This window comes from Qipengyuania sp. B-5 (genome assembly GCF_056857815.1).
In genome coordinates this window covers 1-16,229 of the sequence record NZ_JBSXNU010000020.1, presented here as the reverse complement: position 1 = coordinate 16,229, position 16,229 = coordinate 1, and the positions used below count along the sequence as shown (strand labels likewise).

Annotated in this window: 17 protein-coding genes; 14 read left to right on the top strand and 3 right to left on the bottom strand. The window is 58.5% G+C overall.

The window, feature by feature from the left end:
• Positions 1 to 2 precede the first annotated feature (2 nt).
• The 8 genes from AC13CE_RS01290 (at position 3) to AC13CE_RS01255 (ending at position 6,480) form a co-directional block, all read left to right on the top strand.
• Positions 3 to 437, top strand: coding sequence for a DUF2231 domain-containing protein (locus AC13CE_RS01290; RefSeq protein ID WP_482971213.1), 435 nt, complete (start codon positions 3 to 5; stop codon positions 435 to 437).
• Complete coding sequence (locus AC13CE_RS01285; RefSeq protein WP_482971212.1) at positions 434 to 1,810, top strand: PQQ-dependent sugar dehydrogenase; 1,377 nt, start codon at positions 434 to 436, stop codon at positions 1,808 to 1,810. Before AC13CE_RS01290 ends, AC13CE_RS01285 begins: the two co-directional genes overlap by 4 nt.
• A gap of 124 nt (positions 1,811 to 1,934) precedes the next feature.
• A complete protein-coding gene (locus AC13CE_RS01280; protein ID WP_482971211.1) occupies positions 1,935 to 2,732 on the top strand; it encodes a ZIP family metal transporter in 798 nt (265 codons plus the stop codon).
• Between the two features lie 201 nt (positions 2,733 to 2,933).
• Positions 2,934 to 3,863 (top strand): ArdC family protein, encoded by a 930-nt coding sequence (locus AC13CE_RS01275; protein ID WP_482971210.1) that lies wholly within the window; start codon positions 2,934 to 2,936, stop codon positions 3,861 to 3,863.
• An 11-nt stretch (positions 3,864 to 3,874) separates the two neighbouring features.
• Positions 3,875 to 4,315 (top strand): hypothetical protein, encoded by a 441-nt coding sequence (locus AC13CE_RS01270; RefSeq protein WP_482971209.1) that lies wholly within the window; start codon positions 3,875 to 3,877, stop codon positions 4,313 to 4,315.
• A 219-nt stretch (positions 4,316 to 4,534) separates the two neighbouring features.
• Positions 4,535 to 5,470 carry a DUF2493 domain-containing protein gene (locus AC13CE_RS01265; RefSeq protein WP_090481505.1) on the top strand — a complete coding sequence of 312 codons (936 nt, stop codon included), beginning with the start codon at positions 4,535 to 4,537 and terminating at the stop codon, positions 5,468 to 5,470.
• A 71-nt stretch (positions 5,471 to 5,541) separates the two neighbouring features.
• On the top strand, positions 5,542 to 5,811 hold the full coding sequence (locus AC13CE_RS01260) for a hypothetical protein (protein ID WP_090481660.1): 270 nt from the start codon (positions 5,542 to 5,544) through the stop codon (positions 5,809 to 5,811).
• A gap of 270 nt (positions 5,812 to 6,081) precedes the next feature.
• Entirely contained in the window at positions 6,082 to 6,480 is a 399-nt protein-coding gene (locus AC13CE_RS01255) for a single-stranded DNA-binding protein (RefSeq protein ID WP_011413783.1), read from the top strand.
• A 66-nt stretch (positions 6,481 to 6,546) separates the two neighbouring features.
• Here AC13CE_RS01255 and AC13CE_RS01250 read toward each other — a convergent pair whose 3' ends face one another.
• Positions 6,547 to 6,813 (bottom strand): DUF6437 family protein, encoded by a 267-nt coding sequence (locus AC13CE_RS01250; protein ID WP_083825588.1) that lies wholly within the window; start codon positions 6,811 to 6,813, stop codon positions 6,547 to 6,549.
• A gap of 343 nt (positions 6,814 to 7,156) precedes the next feature.
• On the opposite strand from AC13CE_RS01250, the gene AC13CE_RS01245 reads away from it, so the two are divergent.
• The 4 genes from AC13CE_RS01245 to AC13CE_RS01230 all read left to right on the top strand — a co-directional run bounded on the left by AC13CE_RS01245 (position 7,157) and on the right by AC13CE_RS01230 (position 11,521).
• Positions 7,157 to 7,378 carry a hypothetical protein gene (locus AC13CE_RS01245; RefSeq protein ID WP_029140018.1) on the top strand — a complete coding sequence of 74 codons (222 nt, stop codon included), beginning with the start codon at positions 7,157 to 7,159 and terminating at the stop codon, positions 7,376 to 7,378.
• Positions 7,379 to 7,973: 595 nt separating this feature from the next.
• Positions 7,974 to 9,146, top strand: a complete 1,173-nt coding sequence (locus AC13CE_RS01240; RefSeq protein ID WP_482971208.1) for a tyrosine-type recombinase/integrase — start codon at positions 7,974 to 7,976, stop codon at positions 9,144 to 9,146.
• Positions 9,143 to 10,339, top strand: a complete 1,197-nt coding sequence (locus tag AC13CE_RS01235) for a tyrosine-type recombinase/integrase (RefSeq protein ID WP_482971207.1) — start codon at positions 9,143 to 9,145, stop codon at positions 10,337 to 10,339. The genes AC13CE_RS01240 and AC13CE_RS01235 overlap by 4 nt, the downstream gene beginning before the upstream one ends.
• A gap of 120 nt (positions 10,340 to 10,459) precedes the next feature.
• The gene (locus AC13CE_RS01230) at positions 10,460 to 11,521 is read left to right on the top strand and encodes a phospholipase D family protein (RefSeq protein ID WP_482971206.1); all 1,062 of its coding nucleotides are present in this window, start codon (positions 10,460 to 10,462) and stop codon (positions 11,519 to 11,521) included.
• A 6-nt stretch (positions 11,522 to 11,527) separates the two neighbouring features.
• On the opposite strand, the gene AC13CE_RS01225 is transcribed toward AC13CE_RS01230, so the two are convergent.
• Both AC13CE_RS01225 and AC13CE_RS01220 read right to left on the bottom strand, forming a co-directional pair.
• Positions 11,528 to 14,248 (bottom strand): N-6 DNA methylase, encoded by a 2,721-nt coding sequence (locus AC13CE_RS01225; protein WP_482971205.1) that lies wholly within the window; start codon positions 14,246 to 14,248, stop codon positions 11,528 to 11,530.
• Complete coding sequence (locus AC13CE_RS01220) at positions 14,245 to 15,147, bottom strand: DNA-methyltransferase (protein WP_482971204.1); 903 nt, start codon at positions 15,145 to 15,147, stop codon at positions 14,245 to 14,247. The genes AC13CE_RS01225 and AC13CE_RS01220 overlap by 4 nt, the downstream gene beginning before the upstream one ends.
• A gap of 534 nt (positions 15,148 to 15,681) precedes the next feature.
• Here AC13CE_RS01220 and AC13CE_RS01215 point away from each other — a divergent pair.
• Together AC13CE_RS01215 and AC13CE_RS01210 are read left to right on the top strand one after the other, a co-directional pair.
• Positions 15,682 to 15,834, top strand: coding sequence for a hypothetical protein (locus tag AC13CE_RS01215; RefSeq protein ID WP_482971203.1), 153 nt, complete (start codon positions 15,682 to 15,684; stop codon positions 15,832 to 15,834).
• A gap of 137 nt (positions 15,835 to 15,971) precedes the next feature.
• On the top strand, positions 15,972 to 16,229 hold a 258-nt coding region (locus AC13CE_RS01210; protein WP_482971202.1), incomplete at its 3' end, for a tyrosine-type recombinase/integrase.

The following is a 16,229-nucleotide window of genomic DNA, read 5'->3' as shown; positions in this document are numbered from 1 at the left end:
GCATGGACCGCACAGTCACTAATTCCCGTTCATTTGCAAATCCGCTGCACGCGATCTTGCTTGCGTTTCCCGTGGCGCTTTATCCTGCCGCTCTACTCACCGACATAACCTATTTGAATACGGCCGAGATCCAGTGGACCAACTTCTCATCCTGGCTTATCGCGGGGGCGGACCTGTTTGCGGGCCTGGTGCTCGCTTGGGCATTAATTGGCCTCTTTTTCGGACGAGCCCGCCACGCGAAGGGTCGCGGTACGCTCTATCTGATTATCCTCGCCGCAATGTTCGGTCTCGGCGTCCTGAATGCTTTTCAGCACGCTCGTGACGGCTGGCATTCCGTTGGCACTTTGGGCCTCGTTCTTTCGATACTGTGTTCGACCCTTGCCTTGATTGCAGCGTTTATCGCCTACGGCACCCAGACGGTGGAGAAGCGCGCATGAACCGCCTCGCATACCTCGCCTTACCGCTGACTATCGCGCTTGCCGCCTGTCAGGTCAGCAGCGATCCCGATCTCGATCAGACCGGCGAGCGGCCCGAACTTCCCGAACAGAATGATGCTCTCGTGCCGGCAATGGAAATTCCGACGCCGGAAGGTTGGGGGGACGAACTGCCTACCGTGCCCGAAGGGTATACCGTTTCCGCAATTGCGCAGGATCTGAAGATTCCGCGGCAGACCCTTGTTCTGCCCAATGGCGACATCTTGGTCGCCGAGGGGGCTGGGGGCAAGGCACCCAAATCGAGACCCAAGGATGTCATCGCGGGCTGGATCAAGAAGCGCGGCAAAAGCCCGGTCGAAGGTGGGGACCGGATAACGCTGCTGCGCGATGAGGACGGAGATGGACAGACCGATCTCCAGACCACTTTTATCGAGGGTCTCGACGCTCCCTACGGCTTAGCCTTCGTCGATGGCACGCTCTACGTAGCCAATCAGGGTAATCTGGTAAGCTTCGAATATACCGAAGGAGCGACCAGTCTCGCTGGCTCTGGTACCGAAGTCACAAAGCTTCCCGCCAAGATCAATCACCATTGGACGAAGGCGATGACCGCCAGCCCCGATGGCTCGAAGCTTTACGTCGGCATAGGCTCGAACAGCAATGTCGGTGAACGGGGCATGGATGTCGAAGAGGACCGTGCGGTCATATGGGAGATAGACCGCGAAACGGGCGCCAGCCGGATTTTTGCCTCCGGGATCCGCAACCCCACTGCACTCGCTTTTGACCCATGGAATGAACGGCTTTGGGCGGTTGTAAACGAGCGAGACGAACTCGGGCCGCAGCTAGTACCCGATTATCTGACCTCCGTTCGCGACGGCGCCTTTTATGGCTGGCCTTACAGTTACTACGGTCAGAACGTCGATCTGAGGATCAAGCCTGCGAGGCCTGACCTAGTCAAAAAGGCCGTTGTGCCTGATTACGCGCTGGGCTCACATGTTGCCGCACTTGGTGTCGATTTCACCACCGAAGGTGGCTTGGGTGGCCAGTTCGGTGAAGGTGCGTTTGTCGGGATGCACGGAAGTTGGAATCGGGCCGATCCCTCGGGCTATAAGGTAGTCTTTGTGCCCTTCCGCGGGGGCCGTCCAAGCGGCGAGCCCATCGACCTGATCACAGGCTTCCTGAAAGACGGGCACGCGAGGGGGCGCCCCGTAGGCGTAACATACGATGCAGCCCGCGGCGTGCTATATGTCGCGGATGATGTTTCGAACACCGTCTGGCGTATCGCCCCACGCGATGAAACACGGCGCGTCTCCTCGCGGGATTCAATCCAGTTGGGAAGCGAGACCCGATCGTCGTCCACACCCTCCACCACAAGGTAATTCGGTTTGGTAGCGCCGCCTGAAACCGAGAAGCCGCCGTTTCTTGCTGACGATGCCTCCGAATTTTGCACTGGATTCGACGAGCATTTCAATGTGATCAATCGTTTTCATTCAGATCCCGCCCTTGGGTACGATCACTACGGAATGGTCATTCCCGGGAATAGCTGGGCCGGAAAAGGCTGATGCCATCGATCTAGGCTCCGTTCTGTTGCTCGCATTGCTGCCGGCGCTTGGCAGTTTAATTGGGGTTGGTTTGGCGGAGTGGCGCAAGCCCCCTCCTTGGCTTGTGGGCGGAGCAATGCATGCCGCAGCGGGACTTGCCACTGCAGTCGCTGCTTTGGAACTGGTGCCAAGAGCGATGGAACGCATTGAGATTTGGTTGCTCGCTGTAGGGCTAGTTTGCGGCTCTCTCGCCTCTGTCGGTATTGCCAGATTATCTCGTGCTCTAAGTTTGAGCCTGCCGAGCAATCGGATACGCGCGACTACCGTCGGAGCCTACGTTGCGATTGGCGTGGATTTGTTGACAGATGGGTTGATGACTGGCGGCGGCGCGGCGGTCGCAGCGAGCCTTGGAGTGCTGTTGGCTGCGTCACAGGTGATCGGCAACCTTCCCGGAGGTTTTGCAATCGCTGCCAATTTCAGAGCGGCGGCAATGCCACGAACGCAACGAATGGTGATGCTGTCAGCGTACCCAATGCTCCCAGTTCTCGGAGCTGCAGTGGGTTACGTGGCGTTGAAGGATGCAGGAGATTTCGCGACTGGAATTACCCTTGCCTTCCTCGCCGGACTCCTATTAACCGCAACGATCGAAGAAATTGTACCCGAGGCTGACGAACCGGGTGCTTCCCGCCGAATTTCAAGCCCAGCATTTGCTGGTGGATTCGCGATGCTTCTTTTGTTCTCGGCATACCTGTCTCCCTGAAGACAAGTTCGATGTCTTCTTTTGAGTGCCACTTGACCGCATTGTTCAAAGCCTCATTCCGATGTCCGGTTTGAAGAGCTTCCAGCGACCTTTTGTATGTCTGGAATGAGGGCGCATAACGGTCATCATTGAAGGAGAGAGGAGGCAGCTTTGCTCATCCTGAGCCGGGATATGTCCGTCCCGGCCATCAGGAGAACTCCCATGACCAAGTATCGCCGCAGTGCTTCGACTTCGCCAGCCCAGCGCATTACCGCTGCCATCATCGAAAAGCTCGAGCAAGGCACGAAGCCCTGGGTCAAGCCGTGGCGCGGGGTGCCAGTCTCCCGGCCCTTGCGTTCCTGCGGAACGCCCTATCGCGGTATGAACACCTTCTGGTTGTGGATGGTAGCCGACGGCTGCGGGTACACCTCGCCTTACTGGATGACCTACCGCCGGTGCCAAACGCTCGGCGGACAGGTCCGCAAAGGCGAAAAATCGACCATCGCGATCTTCTACAAGAGCTACACAAAAGAGGTCGAGAACGCCGAAGGCGAAGCAGACACCGAGAACCGGCGCGTACTCAAGGCCTATGCCGTGTTTAACGCTGACCAGTGCGATGGCCTCCCAGCATTTTACCATCCCAAGCCGCTGGTTGCCGCACTTGAGCCCGAAGGACGCGAAGACCGGCTCGATGCCTTCTTTGCTCATATCGGCGCAGACCTGCGCCATCACGGTGCGCAGGCTTATTACGAGCCGCTGCGCGACCGGGTCACCATGCCACCAGCCGAACTATTCGAAGCCTACGACCACTACTACGCGACACTCGCACACGAGTTGTCGCATTGGACGGGTCATTCTTCGCGGCTCGACCGCGATCTCAAGAACCGCTTCGGCAGCGACGCCTATGCTGCCGAAGAACTGATCGCAGAACTGTCCTCAGCAATTCTTGGGGCCGAACTGGGTCTTCCAGTCACCCACCTCGACCATCACGCCAGCTACATCGCGTCTTGGCTCCAGATCCTCAAATCGGACGAGCGCGCGATCTTGACCGCTGCGGCCAAGGCCGAGGAAGCGGCAAGCCTGTTGCTCGAGCTTGGGGGTCACCAATCCTGCGATAGCGAGGCCGACATCGATCTCTCTGATGCAGCCTGAGGAGCAGTGAGATGGGACGTTCCGTCAGCTATCCAACTGGCTCCGTGGTGGCCTTTCGCCTGCTTGATGAGGGCGAAGGCGGCGATGTCGACTGGGCCTACGAGTGCCTAGTCGACGAGATCATCGATACCGCGAAGGCGGCCTTTCCTTCCTTTGAACGCTTCGAAGGATGGCGCGGCCGCGAGAACCGCATCCTCCTGCGAAACGCCTTCACCGATTGCGGCATATCGACCTATTGCGGGCTCGCCGCGATCTGGCTCGCCGAACGCGATGATGCCCGGTACTGGGAGGCGGACTTCTACGTCCCACGAACTGCAAGGGCACGGCATTGGCTCGCCCAAGTGTCGGGAAGGTTCATCGACCTGTTTGGTGAGTTGCGCCTGGTCGGGCGGTTCTCGAATGGTGAAGCGATCTTCGAGCGCTCCCGATCCACCTGCGACAGCGGGTCCTGATCCTGCCTCATCCCAGTCCGCCGGGAGAGGCCCTTGGGCCGGTCGTGGCGAGCCGCAACCTGCGGCCCGTCGGCCCGTGTTGCCCGCGCCAGCCTAGGGCCGCAGGTTTCCCGCTGCGCGGTGCGTCTCGCCCCTTCTCCCGGCTCTGATCGGGCTCCGGCGGACAGGGCCGAGGCAATGGTGCCTCCTCTCCTTGTCCCCGCGATCAGGAGACACCCCATGTACGACAGCTTCATCGACCAGTTGAGCGGCCTTGACCTTTCAAGCCTCAGCATCAGGCCCGCCCCATTCAATGCAACCGACTTTCCCTGCGAGGACGCGATCGACCAGACACTTGGCGCCGTATGGTCCGACCTTTTCGCGATGTTTTCCGACACTGCTTTGGAGGCTGATGCCGAGGATATTGCCTGGGGCATGGTCAATCTCTTTCACCGCGCAGCCAGCCGTAAGTCGGCTCAATTGGATCGGGCCAGCGACGAGATCCGGACTCTGCTGGCATCCGCTGATGGATCCGAAGTGCATTCGAGCAATCTGGAAGAGCAGGTCGAGCGCGCGCAGGCTGCCGAAGCCAGCATGCTGGCCTTCGAGCAAATGCGCGAGGCGACGGCAGCACTTTATCGCGACGAGACCGGTTCCTCGTGGAAGCCCGTTTCCGGCTCGCGCACGAACCATTCGCGAAATCTCACATCGGCCGTGATCGATGCCCGCGATTTCCTCCGCGCACGCGCGGAGAACCGGCGTCATGCCCTGATTCCGGAGGGCACTCCGGTAGTCTTTGCCGGTGGTCGCCAAAGCTTCGAGAGCGCCGAGGATGCGAAGCGTTATGCCGAAAATGTTTGGGCGACGCTGGACAAGGTTCGCGATGTGGTTCCTGATCTCTTCCTGGTTCATGGTGGCGACGGCAAGGGTGCCGATCGCCTGGCCGCGAGCTGGGCCGAGCGCCGCGAAGTACAGCAACTGACCTACTCACTTGATCGTCGGCTTGGTGCCCGCGCCGGATTCAAGCGCAACGAGCAGATGCTCTCGCTCAATCCGCGCTACGTTGTCGCCTTTCCGGGCAATGGCGTGACCGAACGGCTCGTCATCGATGCCAAGGCGCGCCGGATCACCGTGGTCGATCGTCGTGGCCACTTGGGCACCTCTCCCGGGTCCTGAGGGGCCCTTCATCATCTGCATGAGAATTGCCTGGATGTGCATTCGGCGCCGACCCGACTATGCATGAGGTCATGCAACTTGACGATCTGCTGCAGCGCTACTTTGCTACCACCGACCTCTCCGCGGTTGCTCCCGACACATTTGCAGCCGGCATCGAGCATTGCCGGGTCGATTTCGGCCTTGAGGAGGACCGGGGCAAGCGCTTTGCACTGTGGTCGTTCCTGCACATGTTCGGGTCCGCCCCCGACCTCGATGTGGCGTTCGAGAACGAGGAAGACCGGGAAGCTGCGCGCAACTTTATGGATCTCCTAGCGGCATCGGAAGACGATGGGGCAAGCTGATTGCATCGGGAACACGCGAGCCTTCAGACCCGCACCCGATACCCATCCGGCTTTTGTCGCGAACAGTCCTGAACCAGGCCAGCTGAGGACAGCAACCCGTTCCTTTGACGGCCGTGTTGTCGCGCTTCGCGCGCCTGCCCGCACCACCCGTCATGAACAGGTTTCCCTTGGAGCTTCGCTCCTGCGGTGCAGTCCTCCCATGCCCTGCTTCTTCTGGATGTTCGCAAGCCGGAGATGGTCTCCGGTTTGAGGAACTGAAGGACTTACACCATGACCAATATCGCAATCCTCACCGGTCGCATCGCCCGCGAGCCCGACACCCGCGAGACCAAGGGCGGCACCAACGTCACCGGGATCACCGTCGTCACCGATCGCCCAGCACGGGACAAGGACGGCAAGACATACAAGGACGAGAACGGCTACACCGCCAAGGAAAGCGAGTTCCACCGAGTGACCTGCTTCAACGGCCTTGCCAAGACCGTCGGCCAGTACTGCTCCAAGGGCCAGCTGGTCAGCGTCCAGGGCCGCATCCACTACACCCAGTGGGAGGACAAGGACGGGGTCACCCGCTACGGCACCGAAATCCTCGCCGACAAGGTCGACTTCCTCTCCCGCGGCAACGGCTCCGGCGAGAACGACGACAACAAAGATGCTCCCGAGATCGACTGAACTCTCCCGTCGATCTCCCTCCCGAAGGGGTCCTGTCCAACCGGACAGGGCCCCTTCTTGCTGTTCCTACTCTCCGGATGGCTGTTCGGTGCGAGGAGACGAGCGAGCCGGTGGAAGCAGCTTCTGCAGAGACGCCTCTTCACCGAGCTTTCCGAGCTCTCCGGCAACTCTTGCGAGCGCCTTCTTCGAGAAGGTCTCAAGCCCCGTTCCCAGGATGATGCGTCCCAGTTCTAGGGCGGCTTGAGCTTCAAGTAGCTTCTGGCGCTCGGCAAGTGCCAGCCGGTCGGCCTCGAGTTTCCGGAGTGCTGCGACAGCGCTTCGTTTGGTTGGCATCGGGGTTCCTTTCCTGCACCCCTCGGTGGTTCCTCCCTTCGATCAACATGCACCCGGGCACAGCCTGTAGGAAAGTCCAATCGCGCTGGTCGTCCCTTGCACTACGTAACGGAGCGGGGGAGGGGGCTGGCTCACCGAATTCCAAGGGTGATGGGCATGGGGCCGGCGCGTCAAGGACGGCGGGGCCCCACCATTTTGCCTCCCCTGCGCTTTGCTCCGGTCCGACAAAATCGTTGCCCCCACCGCCGCTTCGCGGTCGCCCTCGGGGCGATCCCTGACCCGCCGGCCCCATGCCCCTCCGCCTGTTTCCTGTCGTCTCAGCGACAGGTTTCAGGAGGATATCATGACTACACTCAGCACCTTGGACATGAACGCGCACAGCTATTTCGAAGCGCTTGCAGTTGCCGAAAGGCGCGCCCAGCACAGTTTCTTCGACCAGCACGTGGTGGAAGATGAAGACCTGGGCTACTTCGCCCTGGACGAGGGTGACTACAACGCACTGCCTGCGCATCTCGCCAGCCGCGTGGTGCACACGGTCCATGGAGCCATGCTGGACGAATACTGACGACCATACGAGGGCAGGAGCCGGTGACGGTTCCTGCCTTTTTTCGTGTTCGCTGGCACTGGAGCGGGACGAAAAGCGGAGCGGGGCTGGGGTCGCGCTCGGTCCCGCCCCGCCTTCGGCGGTGCTCCTGCGGGCGCGGCCTTCTTGTTCTGGGCCCCGCACGCACGCCCGAACGACAGCGGGTCGGACCGGCGCGGTGCCGCGGGAACCGACAGGCCCCGGTCCCGGGCACCGCACGCGCTCCTTTGCCGCCGCCTTTGCGGGGTGTGCGGTCCTTGTGCGTGGTATTCATTCAAACGCAGATCAGGCTCAATTACGGTCGCGAACTGGATGCTCGCGCCTCCGAGGGCTCAGTTGGAAAATGCCTTAGAGAAAGGAGCGACCATGATCACTGGATTTCGCCGCACAATGGGGAACAGAATTGGCACACCGGACGCAGTAGCACTGCTGTGTTTTGGGAAAAAGTGCAATAAAATCAGTGCGCGAAACGCTCAAGGTGCTCGGCAGAGAGAGTGCTGTTGAATGCTGCCCGGTCCCCGTAAATGACAGTAATTCCAAGGGTTCCGGGGGCAGTTTGCATGAGGGCGAATGCCATATGGTCCCCAAACGTCGAAGGTCAGCCCGTCGAGCGCTTCTCGATGGCAATTTCGCCCGCCGCAAACTGCCGCTGCGCGAGTGCGAATATTGCATCTGGGACACCGAGCTTGCGGGCTTCGGCTTGCGTGTAAGACCGAGCGGAAACTACTTTTGGTTTGTTCGCTTGCGGCATCGCGGGAAGCATCGCCGCATCACCCTTGGCAGGACGGACGAACTTGACGCAGGACTGGCGAGGGCGCAGGCCCGCCGCATCCTTGCCGAAGCCGCGCTCGATGGTTTGCCCAAGCGCGCCGTGATCAAGGCTACCCCGACGATGACCGATTTCGTCGAGGCCTATTGGAATGATCTCTCGCGCGTCTGGAAACCATCAACGACATTGCGAAACTGGAATGCTTGGCGTCTCACCCTCAAGCCCGTCTTTGGCGACATGCGGGTGGCGGACATCCTTCCGCCAGACATCCACCGTTGGCGCGATGGATGTGCGGGAGAGGGCGAGGTGAAGTTCAACCGCGCCGTGCCCGTGCTGTCCGCGCTGTTCAAATATGCCGAAGCGCTCAAGATGCGTCGGCCAGGTTCGAACCCCTGCCGAGGAATGCCGCGCTACAAGCGGCAAAGCGTCGAGCGCTATTTGACGCCAGCCGAGTATCGCCGAATTGGAGTGGCATTACGTGAAGCCGAGGCAGACCGACCGGCAGAGGTCGCAATCGCTCGCCTGCTCTTGTTCACTGGCGCGCGCGTGGGCGAGATCAAGAATCTGCGCTGGGAGTGGGTGAGGCCGCCCCGATTGGTGCTGCCGGACAGCAAGACCGGTCCCAAGGTGATCTGGCTCAATTCGCAGTCGCAGGACATCCTTGCGGGGATCGAAAGGCGCGAAGATAGCGATCTCGTTTTCCCGAACCGCACCGGAAAACGTCCGTTGAACTTCGACCAGTGGTGGTACAGCTTCCGGCGGCGCTGCGCTTTGCCTGACGTTCGCATTCATGATCTGCGCCACAGCTTCGCTTCGACAGCGATCATGGACAACGTGCCCTTGTCGACCATTGGCAAGCTGCTTGGCCACAAGCTGGTCGAGACGACCGCCAAATATGCCCACCTGTCCGATGACGTGATCGGCGAAGCCGCCGAGCGGGTATCTGGCTCGCTGGCGCAGGCGATTGGTCTCAGGCCATGACTGCCGCCAGTCTCAAGAAGATCGTCGAAGAGGCGCTTGCCGAGGTTGGGGCAACCGTCAACTTCAAGCTCGTTCCCAAAGGCAAGGCGCGCACCACGACCTGGCTTGGTGTCGAGCACGGTTTTGGCATCCGCCACTATCCGAGCGGTCGAAACGTCTACATCGTGCAGACCCGCATGGCGGGACGTATGCGCACGGTGACAATCGGGCCTGCATCGGTCCTTACTCGTTACCAGGCGCAGATGGTCGCGCGCCGCGTCATCGCTTACGCGCAGGTCGGTCGCGATCCAGCGACCGAGCGCCAGCGCATCCGGTCCGCGCCGAGCTTCGCCGATTTCGTGGCCGAATATTGGGATCGCTGGGCGCCTCGCTGGAAAGCATCGACGCTGGAAACGCACACCGGCTACCGCCGCCGCTACCTCGATGACGCCTTTGCTGGCGTCTACATCGACGAACTGAACGAGGGGCACGTCACGAGCTGGTTTGCGGACCTCAACAATCGAACCGGGCCGGGAGCATCGAACCGGACTTTCGAAATCCTCAAGCACATGCTGAACAAGGCTGAGGAATGGGGCTACCGGCTCGAAAACACCAATCCGTGCCGCTCCGTCCGGCCCAACCGCAAGCGCCAGTGCGAGCGCTTCCTTACCAATGATGAGCTGGCCCGTCTGGGTGCGGAGTTGGCGAAGTTGCGATCATCAGATGATCGCACGAAGCAATGCGCGGGCGCGGCCATCACGCTCCTGTTGCTGACCGGTTGTCGCAAGAGCGAAATCCTCACGCTTGAATGGAGCGACATCAAGGGCAACCGTCTGCACTTGCGCGACAGCAAGACCGGCCCACGAACGGTTTGGCTTGGCTCGGCAGCCCGTGAAGTGATCGCCGCGCTACCCCGCTTCGAGAGGATTCCATATCCGTTCTGGAACTACAGCTACCGCAAGCCACTTCGATGCGTGAATAGCTTCTGGCGCAGGCTTAGAGACGAGGCAGGGCTACCCGGCGTTCGCATTCACGACTTACGCCATACCTTTGCCAGTCACGCAGCGATGAACAAGGAAACTTTGCCGATGATCGGGCGTCTGCTTGGCCATGCCAATGTGCAGACCACGGCCCGGTATGCTCACCTTGATGACGGCCATTTGCTCGAAGCGGTTCAGCAGATTGGTGATGCTATTGCTCGGGTTCTTCAATGACTTCGTGACGCACGAATAAGCATCGTGCTGTAGACTTCTCGATTTTCATGTGCATCCTGCGTTTCGAGGGGGTGCATCAATGACTGGGTATACGACCATACACATTTTTGGCGGTCTGCGTTGAAGTGGACGCTGATCTCGCAGGGTGGAGCGGCAGACCAAACGCTGGGTAAGGCCTTATCCGCTTCCAGTGCGGCAGGAAAATTCGACCGTCTGGATGTCGCCGTTGCGTACGCCACCTTACCCGGCGTGAAAGCGCTCGCCTTGGCGGTGGGTGGCATCCCGCAAGTATCGAGATGGGTAGTCGGTCTAGACGACGCGATCAGCCAGCCAGAAGCGCTGGAGTACATCGAGAAGTTGCCTGGTAGCGAACTGCGTGTTGTGAAGCTTACACCATCACGCAGATTTCACCCCAAGATGTATCTGCTCTGGTCTTCGAGCGAAAAGGGCAATGCTGCTGCCGCCATTGGCTCGGGAAACATGACGGTAAACGGTCTTCGCAAGAATGGTGAAGTTGCCGTGATACTGACCGCCGAGGCAGCAAAGGAAGCCGACGCCCTTAAGAAGCAGTGGCGGGAGATGTGGAACTTGGGTCACTCTCCTACCGTTCAGGAGCTTGCAGACTATAAGGAGCTGTACAAAAAGGCGAAGAAGCAACGGAAGAAAGTTGCGGAGATTGGTGCCGCTCCACCTGAGCCCGATGCGAATGAAGTTGTTGGCGAAGAACCCACGTTTGATGGCAGCCCGAAAAGCGCGACTATCGCCTGGCTTGAAGTCGGAAGCGCAAATGCTGGCGGGCGAGACCTCGAATTCCCGAAGGCAATGATGCCCTACTTCGCCTTGAGTGCATCAAAGGAAAAGAGAAAATTCGTCACTGTCGATGGACAGGAGCACGCCCTCGTTTTCACGAAACGAGAGCAGAACGACATGTGGCGTCTCATGTTCAATTCCGCGTCCATTCAATCCGCCGCGAACCGCACAACCATGAGGCCTGCGTCAGGAGCGAGCCGGTCCGATCTTGCAGTTGTGTTCCGGAAACTCCCTGGAACCAAGAAATTCAAAATACAGCTGCTTAAAATCACGAGCCCAGAATTCAAGAGTATCGTCAAACAATCAAAAAGCATTGATGCCCAGTTTGTGACGAGGAATGGGCCCGGCGGACGACGATTTGGTTATATTTGAGCCTAACTATTCGTTCGCGGTACGGCGGATTTCTGCAAGTGAAAGCAGGGCATCATAAATCCGGTCCAGATCAATCTCTAACCGGAAGGCATTCAGCACCGCTTGGTCGAATTCGCGACGATCTTGCTGCTCCAGCTCATCCGCAATCTCAAGAATATCGCGCGAAGTAAGAGGCGCGAACGCCGCTTTGATCGCTTCAATGCCTGCCGTGTCGAGTTTCCCCGGATCGAGGCAGTGCATGTAATTCTCAATGCGATCCTTGTTCAAGTCCAAGGCACCCAAGCCTCTTCCAAACCCCATACCTTCGATTAGGAACATTGATATCGTGCTGTTGAGCAACGCATGCATCAGATCGATGTCGATCTCGCGAATTGGATCAAGTCGAACCAAGCGCTGATCTGCGAATGCCGGCGGATCGACACGACCGACAAACAGACGGTCACCATAAGCAATAAACATCACCAAATCGGTCAGCGTGTCCGCGCGCATCTCATACCAATGCATGCCATTCCGGCTCAACTTGGCAATATTCTCAGGCGTCGCAAATCGCTTGATCCAAGCCAGTGCTCCCTTGTGCCCCAAAGCTTCAAGTTCCGCTTTGGATCGGGAACAAGAGAAGGCCACCTTTGCGGCGGGACTTGTCAGTCGGGCAAAGTCGCTCGGTCCTTTCGCTAGCGGCTTGATGTACTCCGCCTCGATGCCGTGCCCAGCATCAGGGTAGAAAAGCGCATTCATTCCCCGACGCTCTCCACGCCGGATAGCGAAGTGATCGGTCAGTGGGCTCAGGGGTAGGCTTAGAACCCAATCACAATCGACGAATTGCGCGTTCCCGGCTAATCCGAATTGCCGATACCGGGCAAGGTCAGCGTGGCTGACTTCGCGAATGGTCATCGTGTCATTCTGCGTCTGCCCGAGCTCAATTTGAGCCGCTGCGATCTCAACCGCTTCCTCATCGGCAAGCTCTTCTAGCGGTCGGGTCAAAACCACGTATTTAACATTGCCGCTGGGCGTTGATGGATCAGTCTTCTTGTCGAGAATCAGGATGTTGGTAACAACCTCGCTGTTCTGAAACCAACGGCCAGCTCCAGACGTAATCACGCATTTCAGATCATAATAGCGGCCCAGTAGCGAGTAGAAATCATCGCCCCAATCCGTACCAAGCCATGCATTGGTAATGATGATTCCAAGGCGCCCATTGTCATTCAAAAGCGGATGCAATGCGAACGGCAAATATGCTGAAACGTCGGCGCGTCGAGTGAACCGTTCGCCACCTTCGCCGAGGTTTGCAGCCACGCGGTCAAGGGCATTCCCATATTGCTTTCGTCCGGCCTGCGCCACGAAAGGCAAATTGCTGGTAATGGCGTCAAACTGGCCAACGCGTTCGGCAAAGACATTGCCGTTTGTGGGATTCCGGAAGTCGAGATCGGTTTCGCGTTCCAGGGAAAAGGCGTCCCTTTGGAATATGCGTAGCGGCTGATGCATCAGGCTTGCTTTTGCCAACGCGAAGGTCGCGATTTGCACCGCTTGTGGATCTTGGTCGCCTGCGAAAACCGTTGAAGCCACCTCGTCAGGATCGACCCCCGCCGATAACTTTTGTTCGATTGCTGCGCGCGCAATCGTCCCGCTTCCACAGCACGGATCGAGAACCCGGTCTTCCACCGTGTTCCGAATACAGAGGCTTGTGAGGAGGCGCGCGAGCTCGATTGGTGTGGGATATTGCCCGCGAAGTTTGCGAACGGCCACCTCGACGGTGGCTTCCAGCACTCCGGAGAGCTGACCCTGGTCGACCGAACCAACCCGTAGGTCAGACAGCAGTTTGTGGAACTGTAAGAGTTGGTCCCAGACCGGCGTGGGCACTAGATTTAGCCCCAGGCTATCCGAGAATATCGTCCAAAAATTGCAGTCCTCAGACAATTGCCGGAATAGGTCGAGAGCTTCGCTAGGAGTGGTATTTTCGTCAATTGCAGCAACTCGCCGAGCGCGCACATCCTTCTCTCTGAGAATGTGTCCGAATAGAATTTTCCCAATCCAATTGGATATGATCGCTTGCGCTAAGACCTGCTCTTTGGAGCCCTCGCCATATTCGGCCCGATATCGGTCCCACCACAATGTCATCTCGGCTCGGAGCCGAGAATCTCGGCGCGCGGCATCCGTCAGCGCCTGCGCTACCAACCCCGCATTTTCCATAATGAGAGATGTTACGCCACCGCTGCGATAAGCGTCGATGAACTGTCGACCTTCGAGTGACCCACGGTCAAAGAGGTCATTCAGATGCCCGAAAATTTTCTCAGCTAGGGCTTCCCACCGTCCTCGGTTGCTTGCCACGCTAGCGCGGGTCTTGATGTCCGAAAGTTCATCCCAACGCTCCGCTGTTTCAAACTCGTCGGTTTCATCGTTGCGGGTGTAAAGCCGCGCATGCGACACGTTCCAAAGCAAAAAGCTATCGAGGCCGAGAGCTCGCGCCTTGGTCTCCGCGTTATCGCGGAACTCAAAATCGTCGATGCTCGTATCGGGCATCTTCAATTCCCAACCCTGCAATATCCGCGCGGTTGAACGATCGCCGAAAAGCAAGACATCCGGGAAGAGGCTACCTCCGTCCGCCTTGACGGTTTGCTCACCGCCTGCGTCTTTGATCGAACGATTATCGCGGGCGGCGAGCAACTTCATATGGCCGATCAAATCAATCGCCCATGACCGCTCGTTGTAGTTGGCTGAGGGACCACTCACGCGGTTAGCTTCTCTGAGTCTCTAATGACGGCGTCGACATCAACCATACCCCGACGGTTTGGTTGACCAGCTCGCGCCGCAGGTTGAAGTGCCGAATATAATGGCGGTGCGGGAGTCTTGGCTTTGATGGCTGCTTCAACCTCAGCAAGCCGCTCCTCGGCGACCTTGATGTAGTCAATTTGCTTTTCCTTGAAGAGGTGGACCTCCTCGTTCTTTTCGATTCCGATGAAACGCCGCCCCTCAAGCGCTGCGGCAACCAAAAAGCTTCCGCTTCCGAACGCGTTGTCCAAGACAACGTCACCCGGCCCAGTGAACATTCGTATAAGGTATCGACCCAACGCAACGGGCTTTTGCGTGGGGTGCCACACTCGGCCGCCCGCTTCGCTTTCAGCTGTCTTGCAGTAGAGCGTATCGGTCGGAAACCGCTCGCCATCACTCTTTACCTGGACAGGCTTAAAGTCCCCATAGCTTCCGGTATACTGCGCTTTGCGGGTCCCCTTATCGTACGGTTCACCCTTCGACATGACAGGCCTGTAATTAGGTTGCCTGCCGTAGAAAATGCAGATGTCCTCGTGCTGCCGAAGGGGCTGCCGACGAGCATTGAGAAAGTTGGTAGGCTTGCTTTTCACCCACACGAATTTGTACTTGAACCACGCCTCGTTGCTCAGCATCAGTCGCGCTGTGAAGATACCCTGGGATGACAACGCGATCACCCCTTTCGGCTTGATGATCCTTCGATATTGAGACCAAAGCTCGTCCAACGGAATGACGCTGTCCCACTTATTCTGCGTGGTTCCGTAAGGCAGATCGCAAAGGATTAGATCGACTGACTGATCGGGCAAGTCAGCCATCACCTTGAGGCAGTCACCTTGGTATATGTCGCCGCCGAGATACTTCATCCTTTGGGTTTTCCATGAAACGAACCGCCCGTTGCCGCGGTCGCAAGAAGGGGCACTTCTTTCCGCTCTTGAGACGCTAGGAACTCTACGATTGCTTGCCTTCCGACCCATGCAATTGAGCGGTCGGCTCTCGTGGCAACGTCAACGAGAGCTTCGTAATCCTCGTCCTCAAGATTGACCGTGACTCGATTCTTGGCTGCCATCGCCGTTCCCCTTTTGCAGCACCTTGCAGCACACTGAGGCACTTTGCAATAGGCAGGAACAGAAAGTGAACATATACGTCCTTCTTTCTCCAAAGCAACACCGGAAATGGTGGGTGGATCAGCAGGCAGCGGTCTTCCTGCTGGTGATGGCTATTTGGTCCCCATTTCGGAACAAATCAGGAAAAATCTGACCCGGAGGTGTCTCATTCTGCAAACCCATTCGGCGCTCAATTGCCGCGCCACGCTTCGCGATCCGGTTGAAACAAAAAGCATTTCTCGCAGGTGAAGTCGGGCGAACTTCCTGGTCACGGACGCGCACTTGAGAATGGGCTTGACCCAGCACACCGTACGCAGCGGTAGCTGCATGGAATGGCAAAAAGGCACGAAGAAACAGAAGCATCGCAAGTCCGAAAGGCTGAGCGATCAGATGGTAGCCAAGGCACAGCAGTATCCCGCCGCAGGCAGTCCCATCGTCTCAAACTGACCGGCTATGTTGCGCGCCGAAAGTCTCTTCCGGTCGGCATAACATGGGATACAGAACTTCCCGGCTTCGGACTTCGCAAGCGCAAGTCGGGACATCTCACGTGGATCGTAAAGCACAGGACGCGAGGCGTGCAGCGAATGGTGACGCTGGGAAGCGCGGGAGTGGCGGCAGGTGCGCTGGGCGCTCCCGCCGCGCGCGCTGCCGCGCGCAGATTGCTCATCAAGGCGACGCTTGCCGATCTGCCTACTGCTCCGGAGAAGCTTAAGGCTCCACTCTTTGCAGAATTCGCGGAGGAGTTCTGGCTCGACTATTCACCGCATTGGAAGCCTTCCACGCGCGATGCATCTCGGGCTTACATCGACAAACGGCTGATACCACGGTTTGGGGCACTCTCG